The organism is Streptomyces hebeiensis, from assembly GCF_052983195.1.
The window spans coordinates 3256011-3271701 of record NZ_CM129812.1 but is presented as its reverse complement, the minus strand read 5'-3'; the positions used below and the strand labels follow the sequence as shown (position 1 = coordinate 3271701).

Sequence of the window (15691 nt, the reverse complement as noted above, 5' to 3'; positions counted from 1 at the left end):
TCGGTGCCGGCGTCCGGGCCTGCGGTGGTCAGCTGATTCCGGTCAGGACGCCGATGTGGGATTCGATCTCCGTCGCGTAGTCGGAGAAAGCGGCGGAGAACCGGTGCTCTTTGCCCCGGGGCCGCGGGAGTTCGATCGCGACGTCGGCGATGATCCGGCCGGGGCGGTCGCCGACGACGACCACTCGGTCGCCGAGCCAGACCGCCTCGGAGATGCTGTGGGTCACGAACAGGACGCTGCACCCCGTGGCCTGCCAGATCCGCTGGATCTCGAAGTTCATCGAATCGCGGGTCATGGCGTCGAGCGCGCCGAAGGGCTCGTCCATGAGGAGCAGCTCGGGGTGGGAGACCAGCGCGCGGCAGATGGCCACCCGTTGCTGCATCCCGCCGCTGAGTTCGTAGGAGTAGCGCTTGGCCTTGCTGCCCAGCCCCACCATCTCCAGCAGTTCCTGGGCGTAGCGGCGTGACTCGTCGGTGCGGGTGCCGCGGAACTCCAGGGGCAGGAGCACGTTGTCGATGTTGTTGCGCCACGGCAGGAGCACGGGGCTCTGGAACACCATCGCGATGTCCTCGATCCCGTCGCGGATCGGCCGCCCCTTGACCAGGATCTCGCCCTCCGTGGGCTCCTGCAGGCCGGAGATCGTCTTGAGCAGCGTGGTCTTCCCGCTGCCCGACTGTCCGACGATCGAGACGAACTGCCCCGGCTTCACGTGGAAGTCCAGGCCCTTGAGCACGGTGTTGCTCTGGCCGTCCCGGGAACGGTAGGTCTTTCCCACGTTGTTGACCGAGATGGCGTACTCGTTGTTCATGTGACTCTCCGTCCGGCCGTCACGGCGCCTGGATGGTCTCGTTGGGGTGCAGCGGCTCGAGGTAGGCGTTGGTGTACACGTCCTCGGGCGTGAGGTCGCTCGCCGGATTCAGGCCGAGGAACCGGCGGGCGACGTCGATTACCTTCTGGGCACCGGCGTCGTCCATGACGCCGAACCTGTCCGCCGACTCACCGGTGCTCCAGGTGAGACCGCACTGTGCGCCGATCGCGAGGGTGATGGTCCTGGTCTCGTAACCCGAGACCTCTTTCTGGAAGTCCTCGGCGGCCTCGGCCGGATGCCGGCACGCCCACAGGAAGCCCTTCTGCATCGCCCGGTTGAACCGCCGCACCTGGTCGGGATCGTTCTTGAGTTTCTCGTCGGAGACGACGATCCCGTTGCCGTAGAGGTTGATGCCCAGGTCGGACCACTTCAGCACCGCCGCCTTCCGGCCGAGCGCGTCAATGGCCGGCTGGTCGGAGACGTACAGGGCGAGGTTGGCGTCCCACTGACCGGCCAGCAGTCCGGGGATCTTCGCCGCGCTCGAGGCGGGGACGATGTCGACGTCGCCCTCCTTGAGCCCCAGCTTGCTCATCGCGTACGGCCACATCGCGGTCATCGCACCGCCGCCCTCGGTGGCGACCGTCTTGCCCCGGAGGTCGGACCATCGTTTGATCCCGGTGCCCGCGAGGGCGACGACCGCGTAGGCGGACCTGGCCTGCAGGAGGTTGACCTGCTTGACCTTGGCGCCCCTGCCCTGGCTGGTGACCGTGGCGCCGAAGTCCGCCCAGCCGGCGTCGACCTTGCCGGTGACGACGGAGGTGACCGTGTTGGTCGAACCGGAGCCCGGCATGACCGTGAGGTCGATGCCTTCCTCCTTGAAGAAGCCCCGCTCGACAGCCGAGATGAACGGCGCGTGCTTCGGCAGGTACCCCACGTCGAGCATGAGGGTCATCGAATTCTTCCCGCCGTCGCTCACGCAGCCCGACACGGTCATGAGGAGCACCGCCCCGCCGATCGCGGCGATCCCGCGAATCGAGTTACGCATTCGAGTCTCCGATCCCCGCGGTCACTTCGCGTGGCTCTTCCACGGGGCCAGCTTTCGTCCCGCGAAGTCGACGATGAAGAACAGTGCCAGGGCGATGGCGGCGAGCACGATGAAGGCCGCGAACATCGACGGGAGGTCGACCTGGCTGTTGGCGAGGAGGACGACATAGCCCAGCCCCTTCGAGCCGGCGATGAACTCACCGACGACCGCCCCGCCCACGGCGAGCGAAATGGAGATCTTCGCTCCGGAGAAGATCGACGGGACCGCGTAGATGAAATCGATCTTTGTCATCTTCTTCCACGGCGACGCCTTGTTGATCCGCGCGAGCTCCTGCAGCTCGTGGGGTACCGAACTCAGGCCGTCATAGGTGTTGATCACCAGCGGGAAGAACGCGATGGCCATCGCGACGAACGCCTTCGACTCGAAGCCGAACCCGAACCACACGATGAACAGCGGTGCGAGGGCCACCTTGGGGACGGTGTCGATCGCGATGAGCGCGGGGTAGAGGAAACTGCGCACGGTCGTCGAGTAATGCAGCGCCGCGCCGCACAGAACACCGAGCGCGGTGCCGAGCGCGAACCCGGCAAGCGCCTCCTGCAACGTGACGAGGGTGTTGCTCGCGAAGTATTCGGGCCGTTCGATCAGCTCGGCGAAGGCCGAGACCGGCCCGACGAACAGGTATTCCGGCGGGGCGAGGATGCTCACCAGCAGCTGCCACACGACGAAGAGCCCGACGATCCCCGCGACCGCCTTCGCGCCGGCCGCGACCGAGTCCCGGCTGAACCTTTTCGGCCGGGGTGCCGACGGTTCGCCGAGCGCTGCCTCGGGCGAGGACCGGCGCAGGCCGTTCGAACCGACGTCACCGACGTCACTGATTTCAGGAGAGGCCATGGCGGGACCTCCCGTTCAAGGGCGCTCCGTGCGGGGGCAGCGCCGCGGCCACCGGCCGCCGGGGGTGTGAACGCCAACAGGTGCCTGCGGCGGGGAGCGGAGACGCGGCCGGGATCCGGCGCGACGGGGGTGACGGCGAGAGCCATCGTGGTGCCATTACGTCCTCACAACATTGGAAGGGTTGCCACTGGGCAGTCGCCGGCGTGGCCGGCGGGGGCCGGGACCTGGACGGGTGGACAGCCGCGCCACCGGATCACTGGTCAGTCGGCGCTGTCGACGGCGAGTGCGTCCCGACCGGGTTCACCGTCGAGTCGACGCCACACACCAAGCGGATTCTCGTCACGAATCCGGATCGTCACGGATCCGGATCTGTGGCGTCAGGCGATGGCGGCGCGTGACGCCTCGATGACACCGGCCAGCAGTTCACGCTCGGGATCATCCAGGTCGGTCAGCGGCGGCCGCACGGGACCGGCCGGCTGTCCGGTCAGATCCATGCCGGCCTTGACGATGCTCACCGCGTAGCCCGCCTTACGGTCACGAATCTCGGTGTAAGGCAGCACGACGGCGTCGAGCAGTCGACGTACCTTCATCCGGTCCCCGGCCCGCACCGCGTTGTAGAAAGTCAGGGCGAATTCAGGCAGGAAGTTGAAGATCGCCGAACTGTAGGTCGTGACACCCAACTCCAAGTACGGCAGGGCAAACGTTTCTGCCGTCGGCAGCCCGCCGATGTAGACCAAGCGGTCGCCGAGACGCGAGTGGATCCGCGTGATCTCCTCGAGGTCGCCGACACCGTCCTTGAAACCGATCAGATTCGGGCAGGTGTCGGCGAGCGTGGCCACTGTGTCCGATGTGTACACGGCATTCGCGCGGCTGTAAAGCACTACGCCCAGCGAAGTGGATTCGCAGACCGCGCGCACATGAGCGGCGAGGCCGTCCGCGGAGGCCTCGGTGAGGTAGGGCGGGAACAGCAGCAGGCCGTCGGCGCCGGCCGCCTCGGCGTCGCGGGCCGCCGCGACCGCTTGTGCGGTGCCGTGTCCGGCCGGGGCGAGGATCGGGGTACCCTCGGGCGCGCTGCCGACAGCGGCTCGGACCACGGCGCCGACTTCCGGCGGGGTAAGAGAAAAGAACTCTCCCGTCCCGCCGGCGGCGAACAGGCCGGCGATCTCGTACTGGCCCAGGCGGATGATGTTCTCCCGGTAGGCGGGTTCGTCGAACGCCAGGTCCCGCGTGAAATGGGTGACGGGAAACGACAGCAGCCCGGAGCCGAGGCGCTCGGCAAGCTCGGTCGGGGTAAAGGCGGGCATCAGCGTTTCCTCCTGGAGAACATGCAGGACAGCGACTGCGATGACCATAAGAATTAAAATGATGCCCGTCCAACACTTCTTTGGGATCGATTGATACCTATAATGGATCGATGTTTACGCTGAGTCAGCTGGAAAGCTTCGTCGCCGTCGCCGAGACACTGCACTACGGCCGCGCGGCGGAACGGCTGTCGATGACCCAGCCCCCGCTGTCCCGGCGGATCCAACTGCTGGAGCGCGAGCTCGACGTCGAGCTGTTCGACCGGGTCGGCCGGTCCGTCCGGCTCACCGCGGCCGGACGGGCGTTCCTGAGCGACGCCCGGCGCATCCTCGGGCTGTCCGAGCAGGCGGCGCTGTCGGTGCGCCGGGTGCCCGCGGGCGAGATCGGGACAGTGGCGCTCGGATTCACGGCGTCGTCGGCGCACTCGGTGCTCGACGCCATCGTCGGCGGCATTCACGCCCGTCTGCCGTGCGTCGACCTGGTGCTGCGCGAACGGGTGTCCGGGCGGCAGCTGGAGGAGCTGCACTCCGGGGAACTGGACCTGGGCCTCGTCCGCCCCCCGGTCCCCGGCACCGGTCTCGAACACCGACCGCTGCACCGGGAGACCTTGCTGGCCGCGATCCCGGCCGGGCACCCGCTGGCCGCGCCGGACCGGGTGCCGCACGTGCGCGACCTCGACGGCGAGCCGTTCGTCATGTACTCACCGGCCGAGGCCCGCTACTTCTACGAGGTGCTGATCGGCGTCTTCCGCGGCGCCGGGATCGTGCCCCGGTACGTACACCACGTCAGCCAGGTACACACGATCCTGGCGCTGGTGCGAGCCGGGCTGGGGCTCGCGCTGGTACCCCGGGCGGCCGAGTCGCTCGGGCTGGACGGCGTCGTGCTGCGCCCGGTGACCGGGGTCGAGGGCGAGCCGGTCGAACTCGTCGCCGCCTGGCGGGCGAACGACGACAACCCGGCCCTGCACGCCGTCCGGGACGTGGTGACCGGCCTGGCCGGCCAGTGGCGAAACCCGGAAGACCACCTGCCGTGCAGCCCCTGACCGGCGCGGGCGGGCCCCGTGCGCCCGTAAGCCGGGCACCGTGACCGACACACCGCCGGAGGACCGGACGGCCGGACCCGGTTTCCGGACTTCAGCCGTTGTGGGGCGGCTCTTTCGTCAGTTCGAAGCCTCTTCTTCACCGCGTCGGATGCCTTGGCCAGTGAGCCGGAGTCGAAGGGGGGCTGTGGGTCGTACTCGATCCGGCAGCGCGGCCGCAGCGGCCATGCCGCTCCCGAGGACAGTGCGCCGGGACACGGCGGCTGTTCGAGCGTGCTTGGGTTTGCTTGTCATAACCAGATAGTCGGCCGCGTCCCTGGGTCAGTTCCCGTACGCACCTGGCCGAGCAGGCGGGGAGGCCCCGCATCAGGCGCGGCCGAGGACGCAGAACTCGTTGCTCTGCGGGCCGGCCAGAACTGTCCACGGGAGGTCGCCCCGGCCCACATCGGGGGGCGTCGCGCCGGCCGCCCTATCGTTGGCTGATGCGTGCCCACCCCATTGACCGCCCAGCCGATCTCGACGTCGTCCGTGAGTCCTATGACCGCGTGGCCGACAACTACGCCCACATGGTGGTGACGACGGGAGTCGGCGACATCCGTACCCGTCCCTGGCTCAAGGCGTCGATCGACGCCTTCGCCGACACCGTGCGCGGGCTCGGGCCCGTCCTCGACGTCGGCTGCGGACCCGGAACGGTGACCGCCTACCTCGCCGAACGCGGACTCGACGTGTCCGGCGTCGATCTCTCTCCCCGCATGATCGAGAACGCGCGCCGTCTTCACCCGCACTGCCGCTTCGACGTCGCCTCCGCCTCCGACCTCGACCTCGGCGAAGCGTCCCTGGGCGGCGTGCTCGGGTGGTGGTCGCTGTTCAACCTCCCCCGTGACGTCCTCCCTCAGGTCCTCGCCCAGTTCGCACGCGCCCTGAAGCCGGGCGGACACTTCATCGCCGCGACACACGTCGGCGACGAGGACGTGGTGCGCACCGAGGCCTACGGAGGTGTACCCGTTCGCTGGACGACACACCAATGGCGGCCGGAACAACTCGTGGACCTGATCGAGCAGGCCGGCCTGCGCCCGGTCGCCGAACTCCGGCTCCCCGCGGACGAGCAGAGCGGGCCGGGCGTGGTCGTCATGGCCAAGCGGACCGGCTGAGAACCGGACGTCGGAAGCGGCACGGGGCGCCGTGCCGGGCGGGGACCCGCGCGGCGGCGGACCCGATGGCAACCGCCGGCATGCCCGAGGCGCTCTTGCCCCGCTCGGCGGGCGACGGTGACTGGCGGCGGCGACTGCCTGCGGTGACTGGCGGCGTAGTCGAGGACCGCGCACCAGAACCGGGCGAGGCCGCCGGGATCGGCGCAGTCGATGGCGAGTTCGGTGAACTTGCTGGTCATGCAAGGACCTCGCGGTCGAGTCACGAGACGCGCGGCAGCGCGAGCCAGTCCTGCCAGGTGATGTCGCGGCCCAGGAAACGGGGCTGCTGGAAGGGCCAGTCGGCGGCTATCCACCGCGGCACCAGCGCGTCGAGCGCGCGCTCGGCTTCGCTGCCGACGAGGTCGTCCACCACCCACCAGGAGACCTCGCCGTCGGAGCCGGTGCGCTCGGGCGGGTCGATGTAGACGCAGCCGAGGACCGCCGTCTCCTTCTCGTCCATCAGCACGTAGTTGAACGACTGGTGGGCGGCTATCTCCCTCTCGTGCCGCAGCAGGTCGACGCGGTCCTCCTCGTAGGTCATCGTCTCCTGGGGCCATCCCCAGGCCGGGCCGAAGATCTCCCACAGGCGCTCTCGGGAGCCCATCACCGCTGGGTAGTCGAGCGGGGTGTCCGCCTCCCGGATCGGCCGCAGATGAAGCGTGCTGTCGGACACGGGCACGGGCACGTGGACGGGGTGGACGAAGTCGTCAGGCAGCCAACTCATGAGGGCTGAGATTACAACTGGCCGGCGCGGGGTGTTACCGGCGGCCCGGGGAGTTCCAGGCGATCCGGGGTGTTCCGGGCGACGCGGGGCGTTCCGGGCGGTACGGGTGCTGCGGCTGCTGCGGACGCCCACCGCTCCATGCGCCCCGCGCCTGTCACCCCTCCTCCCGTACGATCCAGTCGCTGCCGCCCAGCGGGTAGTCGTAGCCGGGGCGGCCGACGTTGCCGCTGGTGCGGAACGGCGTGCCCTTGTTGTCGATGTGGAGGGTGCCTCGGCGGCTGCCGCTGGACCAGTCCAGGGTGAGGTCCCAGCGGACGTCGTGCGCCTTGGTGCGGGCGGTGACGTAGAAGACCTCCGGGTCCGACTCGCTGACCTTGTACGGGAAGTCGCGCTGGCCGTTCTTGACGGCGACCGTGGGGCTGCCGTTGTCCAGGTCGATGTCGAACGACCTGGTCTCGACGCCACCGCCGCAGCCGACGCCCATCGAGTAGTCGTTCCAGGCGAGCGGCGCGCCCTTCGCCACGACGCGTACGTGCAGCGCCTCCAGGACGACGGTGTCCGCGCCGGTGCCCTGGAGGGTGAGGGCGACCCTCTGTTCGCCCGAGGAGACCGCGCCGAGCGCGGCGGCCCAGCGCGGCGCGTCCTGCTCGCTCGCGGGCGGGCCGACCTGTTCGGGCTCGCTGTCGACCAGGAAGTGCTGGCTGCACGGGCTGTCGTAGACGTAGGGGCGGGTGCCGACGATGACGGGGACACCACCGGTGTCGCCGCCGCCCGTTGGCTCGGCCGGAGCGTCCTGCCCGCCGCCGTCCTGTGGAGCGCCGGAGCCGCCCTTACCGGGCCCGGTGGCGGAGGCGCTGGCCGATGCGGACGGCGTGCGGCTCGGTGCGCTCGGGGAGGGGGCGCCGGTCGGCTCCTTCGGCTCCTCGGCGTCGGCCGTGCCGCCGGCCGCGGGGGCTCCGGCCGCCTGCCCGTCCCGCGCGTCGTTGCCCGCGTGCGGAATCACGGTGAGCGCCACGGCTCCCAGCACGACGGCCGCCGCGGCGGAGGCGATCAGCGCGGTACGACGACGCCGTGGCCGCGCGGGCTCCCGCGCCACGTTGACGACGACCGGCTCAACCGGCTCGCCAGGTGTTCGAGGTGCCCCGGGCATTCCGGATACGTCCGGCTCACCAGGCCCGTCGTCCGCGCCGCGTTCGTCGGACGCCGCGCTCACCGGCTCCGCCGAATCCGCCGCCGAGCCGGCCTTCTGGGGTGAGTCCTCGGTGGTGTCGGCCGTAGGGGAATCAGCCGTAGGGAAATCCGTCGTAACGGGGCCCGGGGCGGAATCCGCGGTGGTGGAGTCCGGGGTCGTGGCGCCTTCGGCCGTGGCGTCCGCGGTCGTGGCGTCCGCCTCTGCCGCCGCCCGCGTCGCCGCGGCCTGCTCCGCTCTCTGTGCCCGTGCCGCGTCCGCCAGGATCCAGCGCCGGTGCAGTTCCACCAGCTCCTGCGGCGTCGCCCGGCAGACCCGCGCGAAGCGCTCCACCGGCGCGTACTCGTTCGGGACGGCCGTGCCGTTGCAGTAGCGGTGCAGCGTCGACGTGCTCATGTGCAGCCGCTTCGCCAGCGCCCCGTAGCTCAGTCCCGAGCGGTCCTTGAGTTCGCGCAACAGCGACGCGAACTCGTCCGTCCCCCTGGCTTCCACAGCCCCTGACACCCGTTCCTCTCGTCCCCCGCGTCCCATTCCCGCGTTCCAGGGGCACGGTATCTCCCCTGGTCAGAGCCTGTTTCGGCGTTCCAGCGTCCCCAACTGCCCGCCGAGCGTGGCGGCTGGGACGGATCACCCCACAAGCTTCAGTCATCCAAGCACCACACCGACCCGAACACCCAAGGGGGACTCCCGCATGTCCGGCATCCGTAACTCCCGTACCCGTACCGCCCGTACTTCCCGCACCCGTCTCGTGGGCGCCGCCGCGTCCGTCGTCCTCGCCGCGCTCTCCCTGACCGCGTGCAGCGAGGGAACGGGCATCAAGGACGCGGGCGCCGCGGCCCCGGCAGGCGCGTCAGTGAACGAGTCGCCCTCCAAGGACACGTCCGACAAGTCGGAGGAGTCCGCCTCCCAGGAAGCCATGGGCGGCGAATCCGCGTCGTCGGCCGACGAGCAGTCCGAGGGGACGGGTGGCTCGGAGGAGGCGGCGAACACCGCCGACACGAAGGCCCCGGCCTCCGCCGGCAAGAACGCTTCCGGCTCCTCCGCCACGCCGGTCACATGCGAGGGCTCCAACACCAAGACTGTCGCGTCCGTGCTGAAGCGCCCCCTGAACCACATGCTGCTCACCGTCACCAACACCGGCAGCAAGCCGTGCTTCCTCTACACCTACCCGGCGGTCGCCTTCGGCGAGGCCCAGTCGGTGCCGCCGGTCATGGAGGACACCAAGCCGCAGGCGGTCGTCACGCTCGAGCCGGGGCAGTCCGGATACGCCGCGGTGATCCTGTCCGCCGGCGACGGCAGCGGCTCGAACGGCCACACCGAGAACTCCCTGTCCGTCTACTTCCACGGCCGTTCCGGCAACGAGAGCGTCGGCAAGGGCGCCACCCCGGCGCTGCCCGCCGACGGTGTCTACATCGACGACTCGCTCCGGGTCACGTACTGGCAGCAGGAGATGGAGAACGCGCTCAGCTGACGACGGCCGTCGGGCCGACAGCGCGCCGTGGACCGGCCGGCGGACGACCGCCGGCCCCACGTGATCCTGCGGCAGGCAGAAACTAACGGGTGACGTGACCGGTGAAGGCGGCCCAGGTGGTGGGGGCGACGGTGAGCACCGGGCCCGTGGGGTTCTTGGAGTCCCGGACGTGGATGGCGGCGGGGTGGGCGGCGACCTCGAGGCACTGTCCGCCTTCGTCGCCGCTGTGGGTGGACTTGTGCCAGTGGTAGGCGACCTCGATGCAGGCGCCGCCCTCCTCGCTGCTGTAGCTGGACTTGAACCACTCCAGTGCGGTGTTCATAGCTCTCCTAGCAGCCGGTCCAACAGGGCCTTCGATTCTTCGGCGTTGAGGGCCTGCATTCGCAGCATCGCATATTTCTGAGCCAGGATGCTGACCTCATTCGGGTCTGAGACGATCTGGCTGCCTCGCTGGGTTTCGGTGTACCCGAGGTGCTGATGGTCGGGGGTTTCCAGCAGGATGAACGGGCCGGAGAGTGCGGCGTGTGACTGGCGGCCCAGTGGCATGACCTGAACGCTGATGCCAGGGAGATCCGCGCACGCGCGGAGATGTCGGAGCATCTCGTCGTACACCTCGTCGCCGCCCAGCCTGTCGAGGAGAATCGCTTCTGAGATGACGAAGCTGATCGTCGGGGGCACGTCCCGGAGCAGGATCTCCTGGCGTTGGAGTCGTGTGGCGACCTGCGTTTCGATCTCGTCCTTGCTGATGACGGGGACCTTGGAGCGGAAAACCGCGCGTGCGTAGTTCTTGGTCTGGAGCAGTCCGGGCAGGACCTGGTTCTCGAACCAGGACAGCGCAACGGCTTCACCTTCGAGGTCGATGTACTCCTCCGCCCACGCCGGGATCAGGTCCACCTCCGGCATGTTCTCCACCGCCGTCGCCAGCGCCTTCTTCGTCTCCAGCAGGCCGTCCAGCACCTCCGCCATGTCCGGTTTCAGCGGTCGTCGGCCCTGCTCGATGGAGGAGATCGTCTCCTCGTGCACGTTGATACGCTCGGCCAGTTGCGCCTGCGTGAACCCCGCCGCCTGCCGGAACACCGCCACCAACTGGCCGACCAGTTTCATCGCCGACGCGTTCTTGCGCCGCTGTCGTTTTCTGGGCTGCATGCCTGTTCAACTCCCCGCCCGTGCTCGTACGTTACGTGGCGCCGCCCGTACAGATTTCTTGTACGGATCCACGCACTGAAACAGCGTAATCACAGCCAGTGACAATCGCCTCGTGAACGAGACGATGCAGCACCATCTCCTGCGCGAGCGCTTCTACCGCCGCGAGCGCCAGTCCGTCCCCGCCGCCCGGGAGTTCGCCCGTGCCGCAGTCGCGGACTGGGGGCTCGGGGCACGGGTGGACGACGTACTGCTGTGTGTGAGCGAGCTGGCTACCAACGCGCTCGTGCACGGCGTGCCGCCCGGACGCGGGTATCTGCTCAGGCTGTGGTGGCGCGAGAGCGGGCCGTTGCGGGTGGAGGTGCACGACAGCGGTGGCGGGCAGCCGCGCCTGCGAGAGCCGGGCGGGGCGGCAGCCGGTTCGGGCGTGGCCGCCGACGCCGAATCCGGGCGGGGGCTGCTGCTCGTGGCGGCGGTCGCCGACGCGTGGGGCGTCGGTGAGCGTGACCCCGGGAAGATCGTGTGGTGCGAGTTCGCCCTCAAGGGCGCGCGAGCCACGTGAGCGCCGGGGCCGCCGCTCGGGCCGCGTTGTCAGAGGCGGCTGTTAGAACGTGTACGCAGAGTTGTCGGACACGGAGCCGCAGGAGCCCCACCTTGTCGTACGTGCAACATCAGCAGAACTTCTACGGACTCCCCGTAGTGACCGTTCCGCAGTACACCCCCGCCACGCTTCTCCCCGAGGCCGACTCCGTCGCCTGGCGCCTTGCGACCGGGCCGTACCCGACCGACGAGGACTACCACGACTATTGGAAGCGTTTCACCAGCACGGTGGAGCTGGAGAAGGTGCGGGCGCTGGTGTTCGGCTTCGGCGCGCACTACCTGCCCCACGAGGAACTCATCGACCTGAGTTCCCGGCTGACCGGCCTCGAGGCGCTCTTCCTCAACGACTTGGAAGACGACGAGAAGATGATCTCCTCGATCGAGGAGGGCGATCTCGGGCCGCTCCTGGAGGCGTTCCCCCATCTGCGGGAGCTCGTTGTCCGGGGCGGCGACGGGCTTGAGTTCCCCGTGTCGGGTCATGCGGGGCTGCGCTCTCTGCGCATCGAGTCCGGTGGGCTGCCGCCCGCCACGGCGGCGGACATCGCCGCCGCCGACCTGCCCTCCCTGGAGCGGCTGGAGCTGTGGCTGGGCGACGACTGGTACGGGGGCGGCACGACCGTCGAACAGCTCGCACCGCTCCTCGAGGGCGAAGGCAAGCCCGCCCTGCGGCACTTGGGGGTGCAGAACAGTCCCATCCAGGACGAGCTGGCCGCCGCCGTCGCCTCCGCCCCGGTCGTACCGCGACTGACCTCCCTGAGCCTGTCCATGGGCACGCTGTCGGACGAGGGGGCGGAGGCGCTGCTGCACGGGCAGCCACTCGTCCACCTCGAAGAACTCGACCTCTCGCACCACTACCTCAGCCACGACATGATGCTGCGGATATGGACGGCCCTGGAGCCCGCCGGCGTCCGGGTGAACCTCCTCGGGCGCCGCGAGCCGGAGCAGGAGGAGGACGACGAGGAGTGGGACGACGAGGAGGGGGACGACGAGGACGAGCGCAACGGCCGTTACATCGCGGTGTCCGAATGATCGCCGGTACCGCGCCCGGTTCCTCCCCCATGTCCGTCAGCCGCGCCGCCGAAAGGTTCCACGATGTATCTGTTTGACCCCCCGTTCGAGGACCAGGACGACCTCCGGATCACCAGTTACCGCCTGAAGGGCGAGGCCCCCTGGCTGGCCCCCGACAGGACGGTGGCGTACGGACACGTCCTGCTCGCCGCCGGCACGATGGGGTGGAGCGCGGACGCCGTCGTCTCGCGGCTGACCGAGCTCGGGTACGGGCAGATCGAGCGGCCCGACGGTCCGCTGCCCGCCACCGTCGACCGCGCCGACGCCCTGCTGGTCAACACGGAGGGCAAGGACGACCAGTTCCGCTGGCTCGGTGTCGAGGCGCGCGTGCGGCTGCGGTACGTACTCGCGGCGGCGGGGCGCACGAACCAGGGCCCCGCCGAAGTCGCCCGGCGGATGGCAGCGCTCGGCTACGAGGTCCCGGCGGACCGTCCGCTGCCCGAGACCCCGGAACCCCGGGACATCGTCCTGATCCGCACCGACCGCAAGGGGGACGGAAAGTGGCTGGACTGGGACGACGAGGTGCCCCTGTCGCTGATACACACAGCGGCGCGGGAGCTGCGGATGAAGCCGCACGAGGTCGCCGGCCGGCTGACCGGACTCGGCTTCGAGCCGCCCGCCACGCCTCGGCCCGAGGACGGGCCGAGCCGTCCGACCGGAGTGTCCCCGTCCGAGCCCCTGGACGAGGACGACCTGCTCATCCTCAGCCAGGAACTCGACGGCCGGGAGCCCTGGCTGTATCCGGGCAGTTACGTGAAGGTGCCGCTGCCGCACGTCCTGCGCGCGTCGCTCGCCACGGGGCGGAGTCCCGCGGACATCGCCGCGAGACTGGCCGAACTGGGGCGTTTTGTGCATGAGAACGCGAAGGTGCCCGAGGCCGCGGACCCGGCGGACATCCGGCTGCTGACGGCGGTCGACCGCTCGCTCCAGGACGGCGTCCACCTCGAACACGTTCTGCGCGGCGCCAGTCTGACGGGGCGGAGTCCGGCGGATGTCGCGGCGCGGCTGACCGAACTCGGCTACCGGCTGCCGGACGAGGTCGAGTACCCGGAGGTGCGTGCGGCGCTGCGCGGCTGAGGTCCGGCCGCCGCTCGTCGGGGCCGGGGAGGCACGGGTCCCGGCCCGTCGGCCGGTTCCGCCTCCCGGGCCGGCCTCTCGACGACGCCGGCCCGGGAGTTCGCTTCGCTCACTTCTCCGCCCCCGGTGACGCCGCCGCCACGTTGGTTGTGCGTCTGGACGGTGGCGGACGGTGTCTCTTGCGTGTGCGGTTGCGTTACCGCGTACCGGGGGCGCGAAAACGCACGGAGGCCGTGCGGCGGCGCGTTACAGCCGCTCGGGGGAGCGGATGCCCAGGAGGGCCAGGCCCTGGTGGAGCGTGCGGGCCGTGACGTCGCACAGGAAGAGGCGGTTCTCCACCTGCTCGGCCGTCTCGGCCTTCAGGACCGGGCACTGGTCGTAGAAGGTCGTGAAGTGCGAGGCGAGCTGGTAGAGGTACGCGGCCAGCTTGTGCGGTTCGTACGCCGCCGCCACCTCCGCCAGGACCTCGCCGAACTGGTCGACGTGCAGGCCCAGCGCCCGCTCGGCCGGGGCCAGGGGCAGCTCCGGGTGGGCGGCGGGGCGGGTGTCGCCCGCCTTGCGGAGGATCGACTTGATCCGGGCGTACGCGTACTGGAGGTAGACGGACGTGTCGCCGTTCAGCGAGACCATCTGGTCCAGGTCGAACTTGTAGTCCCGGACCGCCGAGGTCGACAGGTCCGCGTACTTCACGGCGCCGATGCCGACGTACCGGCCGTTCTCGGCGATCTCCGGCTCGGCCAGCCCGGCCTTCTCCGCCTTCTCCCGTACGACCGCGGTCGCCCGGTCGACGGCCTCGTCCAGCAGGTCCTGCAGCCGTACCGTCTCGCCCTCACGGGTCTTGAACGGCTTGCCGTCCTTGCCGAGGACGGTGCCGAACGCCAGCTGGACGGCCTTGACGCCGTCGTTCAGCCAGCCGGCCCGGCGGGCCGTCTCGAAGACCATCTTGAAGTGCAGGGACTGCCGGGCGTCCACCACGTACAGCAGCGTCGTCGCGTCCAGGTTCGTCACCCGGTCGCGGATGGCGGAGAGGTCCGTGGCCGCGTAGCCGTAGCCGCCGTTGCTCTTCTTGACGATCAGCGGGACCTGGTTGCCGTCCGGACCCTTCACGTCCTCGAAGAAGACACAGAGCGCGCCCTCGGAGCGGACGGCGACGCCCGACTCCTCCAGCAGCCGGCAGGTCTCCTCCAGCATGTCGTTGTAGCCGGACTCGCCGACGATGTCGGGGTCGTGGATCTCCATGTCCAGCTTGTCGAAGACCGAGTAGAAGTAGATCTTCGACTCGTCCACGAACCGCTGCCACAGGGCCAGGGTCTCCGGCTCGCCGGCCTGGAGGGCCACGACCCGGTCCCGCGAGCGCGCCTTGAACTCCTCGTCGGAGTCGAAGAGCACCCGGGAGGCCTTGTAGAGGCGGTTCAGGTTGGACATGGCCTCCTCGCCGGAGGTCTCCGCGTCCGCGCCGGTGCCAGTGCCCGTTTCCGACTCCGGGTCCGCGCCCGGCCGGGAGCCGCCGGCGGCCTGGTGGTCCAGCTCGTGCGGGTGCTCGATCAGGTACTGGATGAGCATCCCGAACTGGGTGCCCCAGTCGCCGATGTGGTGGCGCCGGATCACCTTCTCGCCGGTGAACTCCAGGATCTCGACCATGGCCGCGCCGATCACGGCGGACCGCAGGTGCCCGACGTGCATCTCCTTCGCGACGTTCGGCTGGGCGTAGTCGATCACGGTCGTGCCCGCCCGCTCCGCGTGCGGGACGCCGAGCCGGGCGTCGGCGGCGCGGGCCGCGAGGGTCTCGATGATCGCCCGGTCGCCGACCGTGATGTTCAGGAAGCCGGGGCCGGAGACCTCGACCTCCTGGATCACGTCCTCGGTGGGGATCGCGGCGACGACCTTGGCGGCCAGCTCGCGCGGGTTGCCCTTGAGCTTCTTCGCGAGGGCCAGGATGCCGTTGGCCTGGAAGTCGGCCCGGTCGCTGCGTCGCAGCAGCGGATCGGCGGAACCGGCCTCCGGCAGGGCTGCCGAGAGGGCGTCCGCGATGCGCTGATCGACGGTCGATGCGAGTGAGGGGACCGAGGCCATGGCCGGCTGCCGTTCCTGTTGGGTGCGGGGAAAGTTCCGTCCAGTATCCCATGGGGGCGCAATCCGTTTTC

Annotated in this window: 15 protein-coding genes and 1 pseudogene; 6 read left to right on the top strand and 10 right to left on the bottom strand. The window is 69.8% G+C overall.

What is annotated here, in order from left to right:
* Positions 1–28: 28 nt before the first annotated feature.
* The 4 genes from ACU6P3_RS14285 to kdgD form a co-directional block, all read right to left on the bottom strand.
* Positions 29–808, bottom strand: a complete 780-nt coding sequence (locus ACU6P3_RS14285; protein ID WP_447197435.1) for an ABC transporter ATP-binding protein — start codon at positions 806–808, stop codon at positions 29–31.
* Between the two features lie 19 nt (positions 809–827).
* A complete protein-coding gene (locus ACU6P3_RS14280; protein ID WP_447197434.1) occupies positions 828–1853 on the bottom strand; it encodes an ABC transporter substrate-binding protein in 1026 nt (341 codons plus the stop codon).
* Positions 1854–1874: 21 nt separating this feature from the next.
* Positions 1875–2744, bottom strand: coding sequence for an ABC transporter permease (locus tag ACU6P3_RS14275; RefSeq protein ID WP_447197433.1), 870 nt, complete (start codon positions 2742–2744; stop codon positions 1875–1877).
* A 377-nt stretch (positions 2745–3121) separates the two neighbouring features.
* Positions 3122–4048 carry a 5-dehydro-4-deoxyglucarate dehydratase gene (kdgD, locus tag ACU6P3_RS14270; RefSeq protein WP_447197892.1) on the bottom strand — a complete coding sequence of 309 codons (927 nt, stop codon included), beginning with the start codon at positions 4046–4048 and terminating at the stop codon, positions 3122–3124.
* Positions 4049–4158: 110 nt separating this feature from the next.
* On the opposite strand from kdgD, the gene ACU6P3_RS14265 reads away from it, so the two are divergent.
* Both ACU6P3_RS14265 and ACU6P3_RS14260 read left to right on the top strand, forming a co-directional pair.
* On the top strand, positions 4159–5088 hold the full coding sequence (locus tag ACU6P3_RS14265) for a LysR family transcriptional regulator (RefSeq protein ID WP_447197432.1): 930 nt from the start codon (positions 4159–4161) through the stop codon (positions 5086–5088).
* A 479-nt stretch (positions 5089–5567) separates the two neighbouring features.
* Positions 5568–6236 (top strand): class I SAM-dependent methyltransferase, encoded by a 669-nt coding sequence (locus tag ACU6P3_RS14260; RefSeq protein WP_447197431.1) that lies wholly within the window; start codon positions 5568–5570, stop codon positions 6234–6236.
* A 149-nt stretch (positions 6237–6385) separates the two neighbouring features.
* Here the strand turns inward: ACU6P3_RS14260 and ACU6P3_RS14255 are convergent.
* From ACU6P3_RS14255 to ACU6P3_RS14245, 3 genes and pseudogenes are all read right to left on the bottom strand, one after another.
* Positions 6386–6475, bottom strand: a pseudogene (locus tag ACU6P3_RS14255) (VOC family protein); the annotation flags it as partial.
* Positions 6476–6495: 20 nt separating this feature from the next.
* Positions 6496–6999: a GNAT family N-acetyltransferase gene (locus ACU6P3_RS14250; protein WP_447197430.1), complete on the bottom strand. Its 504-nt coding sequence runs from the start codon at positions 6997–6999 to the stop codon at positions 6496–6498.
* Between the two features lie 154 nt (positions 7000–7153).
* Positions 7154–8719 (bottom strand): helix-turn-helix domain-containing protein, encoded by a 1566-nt coding sequence (locus ACU6P3_RS14245; RefSeq protein ID WP_447197429.1) that lies wholly within the window; start codon positions 8717–8719, stop codon positions 7154–7156.
* Positions 8720–8879: 160 nt separating this feature from the next.
* On the opposite strand from ACU6P3_RS14245, the gene ACU6P3_RS14240 reads away from it, so the two are divergent.
* Positions 8880–9659, top strand: coding sequence for a DUF4232 domain-containing protein (locus ACU6P3_RS14240; RefSeq protein ID WP_447197428.1), 780 nt, complete (start codon positions 8880–8882; stop codon positions 9657–9659).
* A gap of 82 nt (positions 9660–9741) precedes the next feature.
* On the opposite strand, the gene ACU6P3_RS14235 is transcribed toward ACU6P3_RS14240, so the two are convergent.
* Both ACU6P3_RS14235 and ACU6P3_RS14230 read right to left on the bottom strand, forming a co-directional pair.
* Entirely contained in the window at positions 9742–9981 is a 240-nt protein-coding gene (locus tag ACU6P3_RS14235; RefSeq protein ID WP_447197427.1) for a DUF397 domain-containing protein, read from the bottom strand.
* Entirely contained in the window at positions 9978–10763 is a 786-nt protein-coding gene (locus ACU6P3_RS14230) for a helix-turn-helix domain-containing protein (RefSeq protein WP_447197891.1), read from the bottom strand. The genes ACU6P3_RS14235 and ACU6P3_RS14230 overlap by 4 nt, the downstream gene beginning before the upstream one ends.
* Positions 10764–10917: 154 nt before the next feature.
* Here ACU6P3_RS14230 and ACU6P3_RS14225 point away from each other — a divergent pair, with 154 nt between their 5' ends.
* The 3 genes from ACU6P3_RS14225 to ACU6P3_RS14215 all read left to right on the top strand — a co-directional run bounded on the left by ACU6P3_RS14225 (position 10918) and on the right by ACU6P3_RS14215 (position 13547).
* On the top strand, positions 10918–11364 hold the full coding sequence (locus ACU6P3_RS14225; RefSeq protein WP_447197426.1) for an ATP-binding protein: 447 nt from the start codon (positions 10918–10920) through the stop codon (positions 11362–11364).
* A gap of 101 nt (positions 11365–11465) precedes the next feature.
* The gene (locus tag ACU6P3_RS14220) at positions 11466–12431 is read left to right on the top strand and encodes an STM4015 family protein (protein ID WP_447197890.1); all 966 of its coding nucleotides are present in this window, start codon (positions 11466–11468) and stop codon (positions 12429–12431) included.
* Between the two features lie 63 nt (positions 12432–12494).
* Positions 12495–13547, top strand: a complete 1053-nt coding sequence (locus ACU6P3_RS14215; protein ID WP_447197425.1) for a wHTH domain-containing protein — start codon at positions 12495–12497, stop codon at positions 13545–13547.
* 246 nt (positions 13548–13793) lie between these two features.
* On the opposite strand, the gene argS is transcribed toward ACU6P3_RS14215, so the two are convergent.
* Positions 13794–15620 (bottom strand): arginine--tRNA ligase, encoded by a 1827-nt coding sequence (argS, locus tag ACU6P3_RS14210; RefSeq protein ID WP_447197424.1) that lies wholly within the window; start codon positions 15618–15620, stop codon positions 13794–13796.
* Between the last annotated feature and the right edge of the window lie 71 nt (positions 15621–15691).

Bases quoted from the DNA above. Each gene is read 5' to 3' on its own strand.
- ACU6P3_RS14285 (WP_447197435.1), bottom strand. From the start codon at position 808: ATGAACAACGAGTACGCCATCTCGGTCAACAACGTGGGAAAGACCTAC.
- ACU6P3_RS14280 (WP_447197434.1), bottom strand. From the start codon at position 1,853: ATGCGTAACTCGATTCGCGGGATCGCCGCGATCGGCGGGGCGGTGCTC.
- ACU6P3_RS14275 (WP_447197433.1), bottom strand. From the start codon at position 2,744: ATGGCCTCTCCTGAAATCAGTGACGTCGGTGACGTCGGTTCGAACGGC.
- kdgD (WP_447197892.1), bottom strand. From the start codon at position 4,048: ATGCCCGCCTTTACCCCGACCGAGCTTGCCGAGCGCCTCGGCTCCGGG.
- ACU6P3_RS14265 (WP_447197432.1), top strand. From the start codon at position 4,159: ATGTTTACGCTGAGTCAGCTGGAAAGCTTCGTCGCCGTCGCCGAGACA.
- ACU6P3_RS14260 (WP_447197431.1), top strand. From the start codon at position 5,568: ATGCGTGCCCACCCCATTGACCGCCCAGCCGATCTCGACGTCGTCCGT.
- ACU6P3_RS14250 (WP_447197430.1), bottom strand. From the start codon at position 6,999: ATGAGTTGGCTGCCTGACGACTTCGTCCACCCCGTCCACGTGCCCGTG.
- ACU6P3_RS14245 (WP_447197429.1), bottom strand. From the start codon at position 8,719: ATGGGACGCGGGGGACGAGAGGAACGGGTGTCAGGGGCTGTGGAAGCC.
- ACU6P3_RS14240 (WP_447197428.1), top strand. From the start codon at position 8,880: ATGTCCGGCATCCGTAACTCCCGTACCCGTACCGCCCGTACTTCCCGC.
- ACU6P3_RS14235 (WP_447197427.1), bottom strand. From the start codon at position 9,981: ATGAACACCGCACTGGAGTGGTTCAAGTCCAGCTACAGCAGCGAGGAG.
- ACU6P3_RS14230 (WP_447197891.1), bottom strand. From the start codon at position 10,763: ATGAAACTGGTCGGCCAGTTGGTGGCGGTGTTCCGGCAGGCGGCGGGG.
- ACU6P3_RS14215 (WP_447197425.1), top strand. From the start codon at position 12,495: ATGTATCTGTTTGACCCCCCGTTCGAGGACCAGGACGACCTCCGGATC.
- argS (WP_447197424.1), bottom strand. From the start codon at position 15,620: ATGGCCTCGGTCCCCTCACTCGCATCGACCGTCGATCAGCGCATCGCG.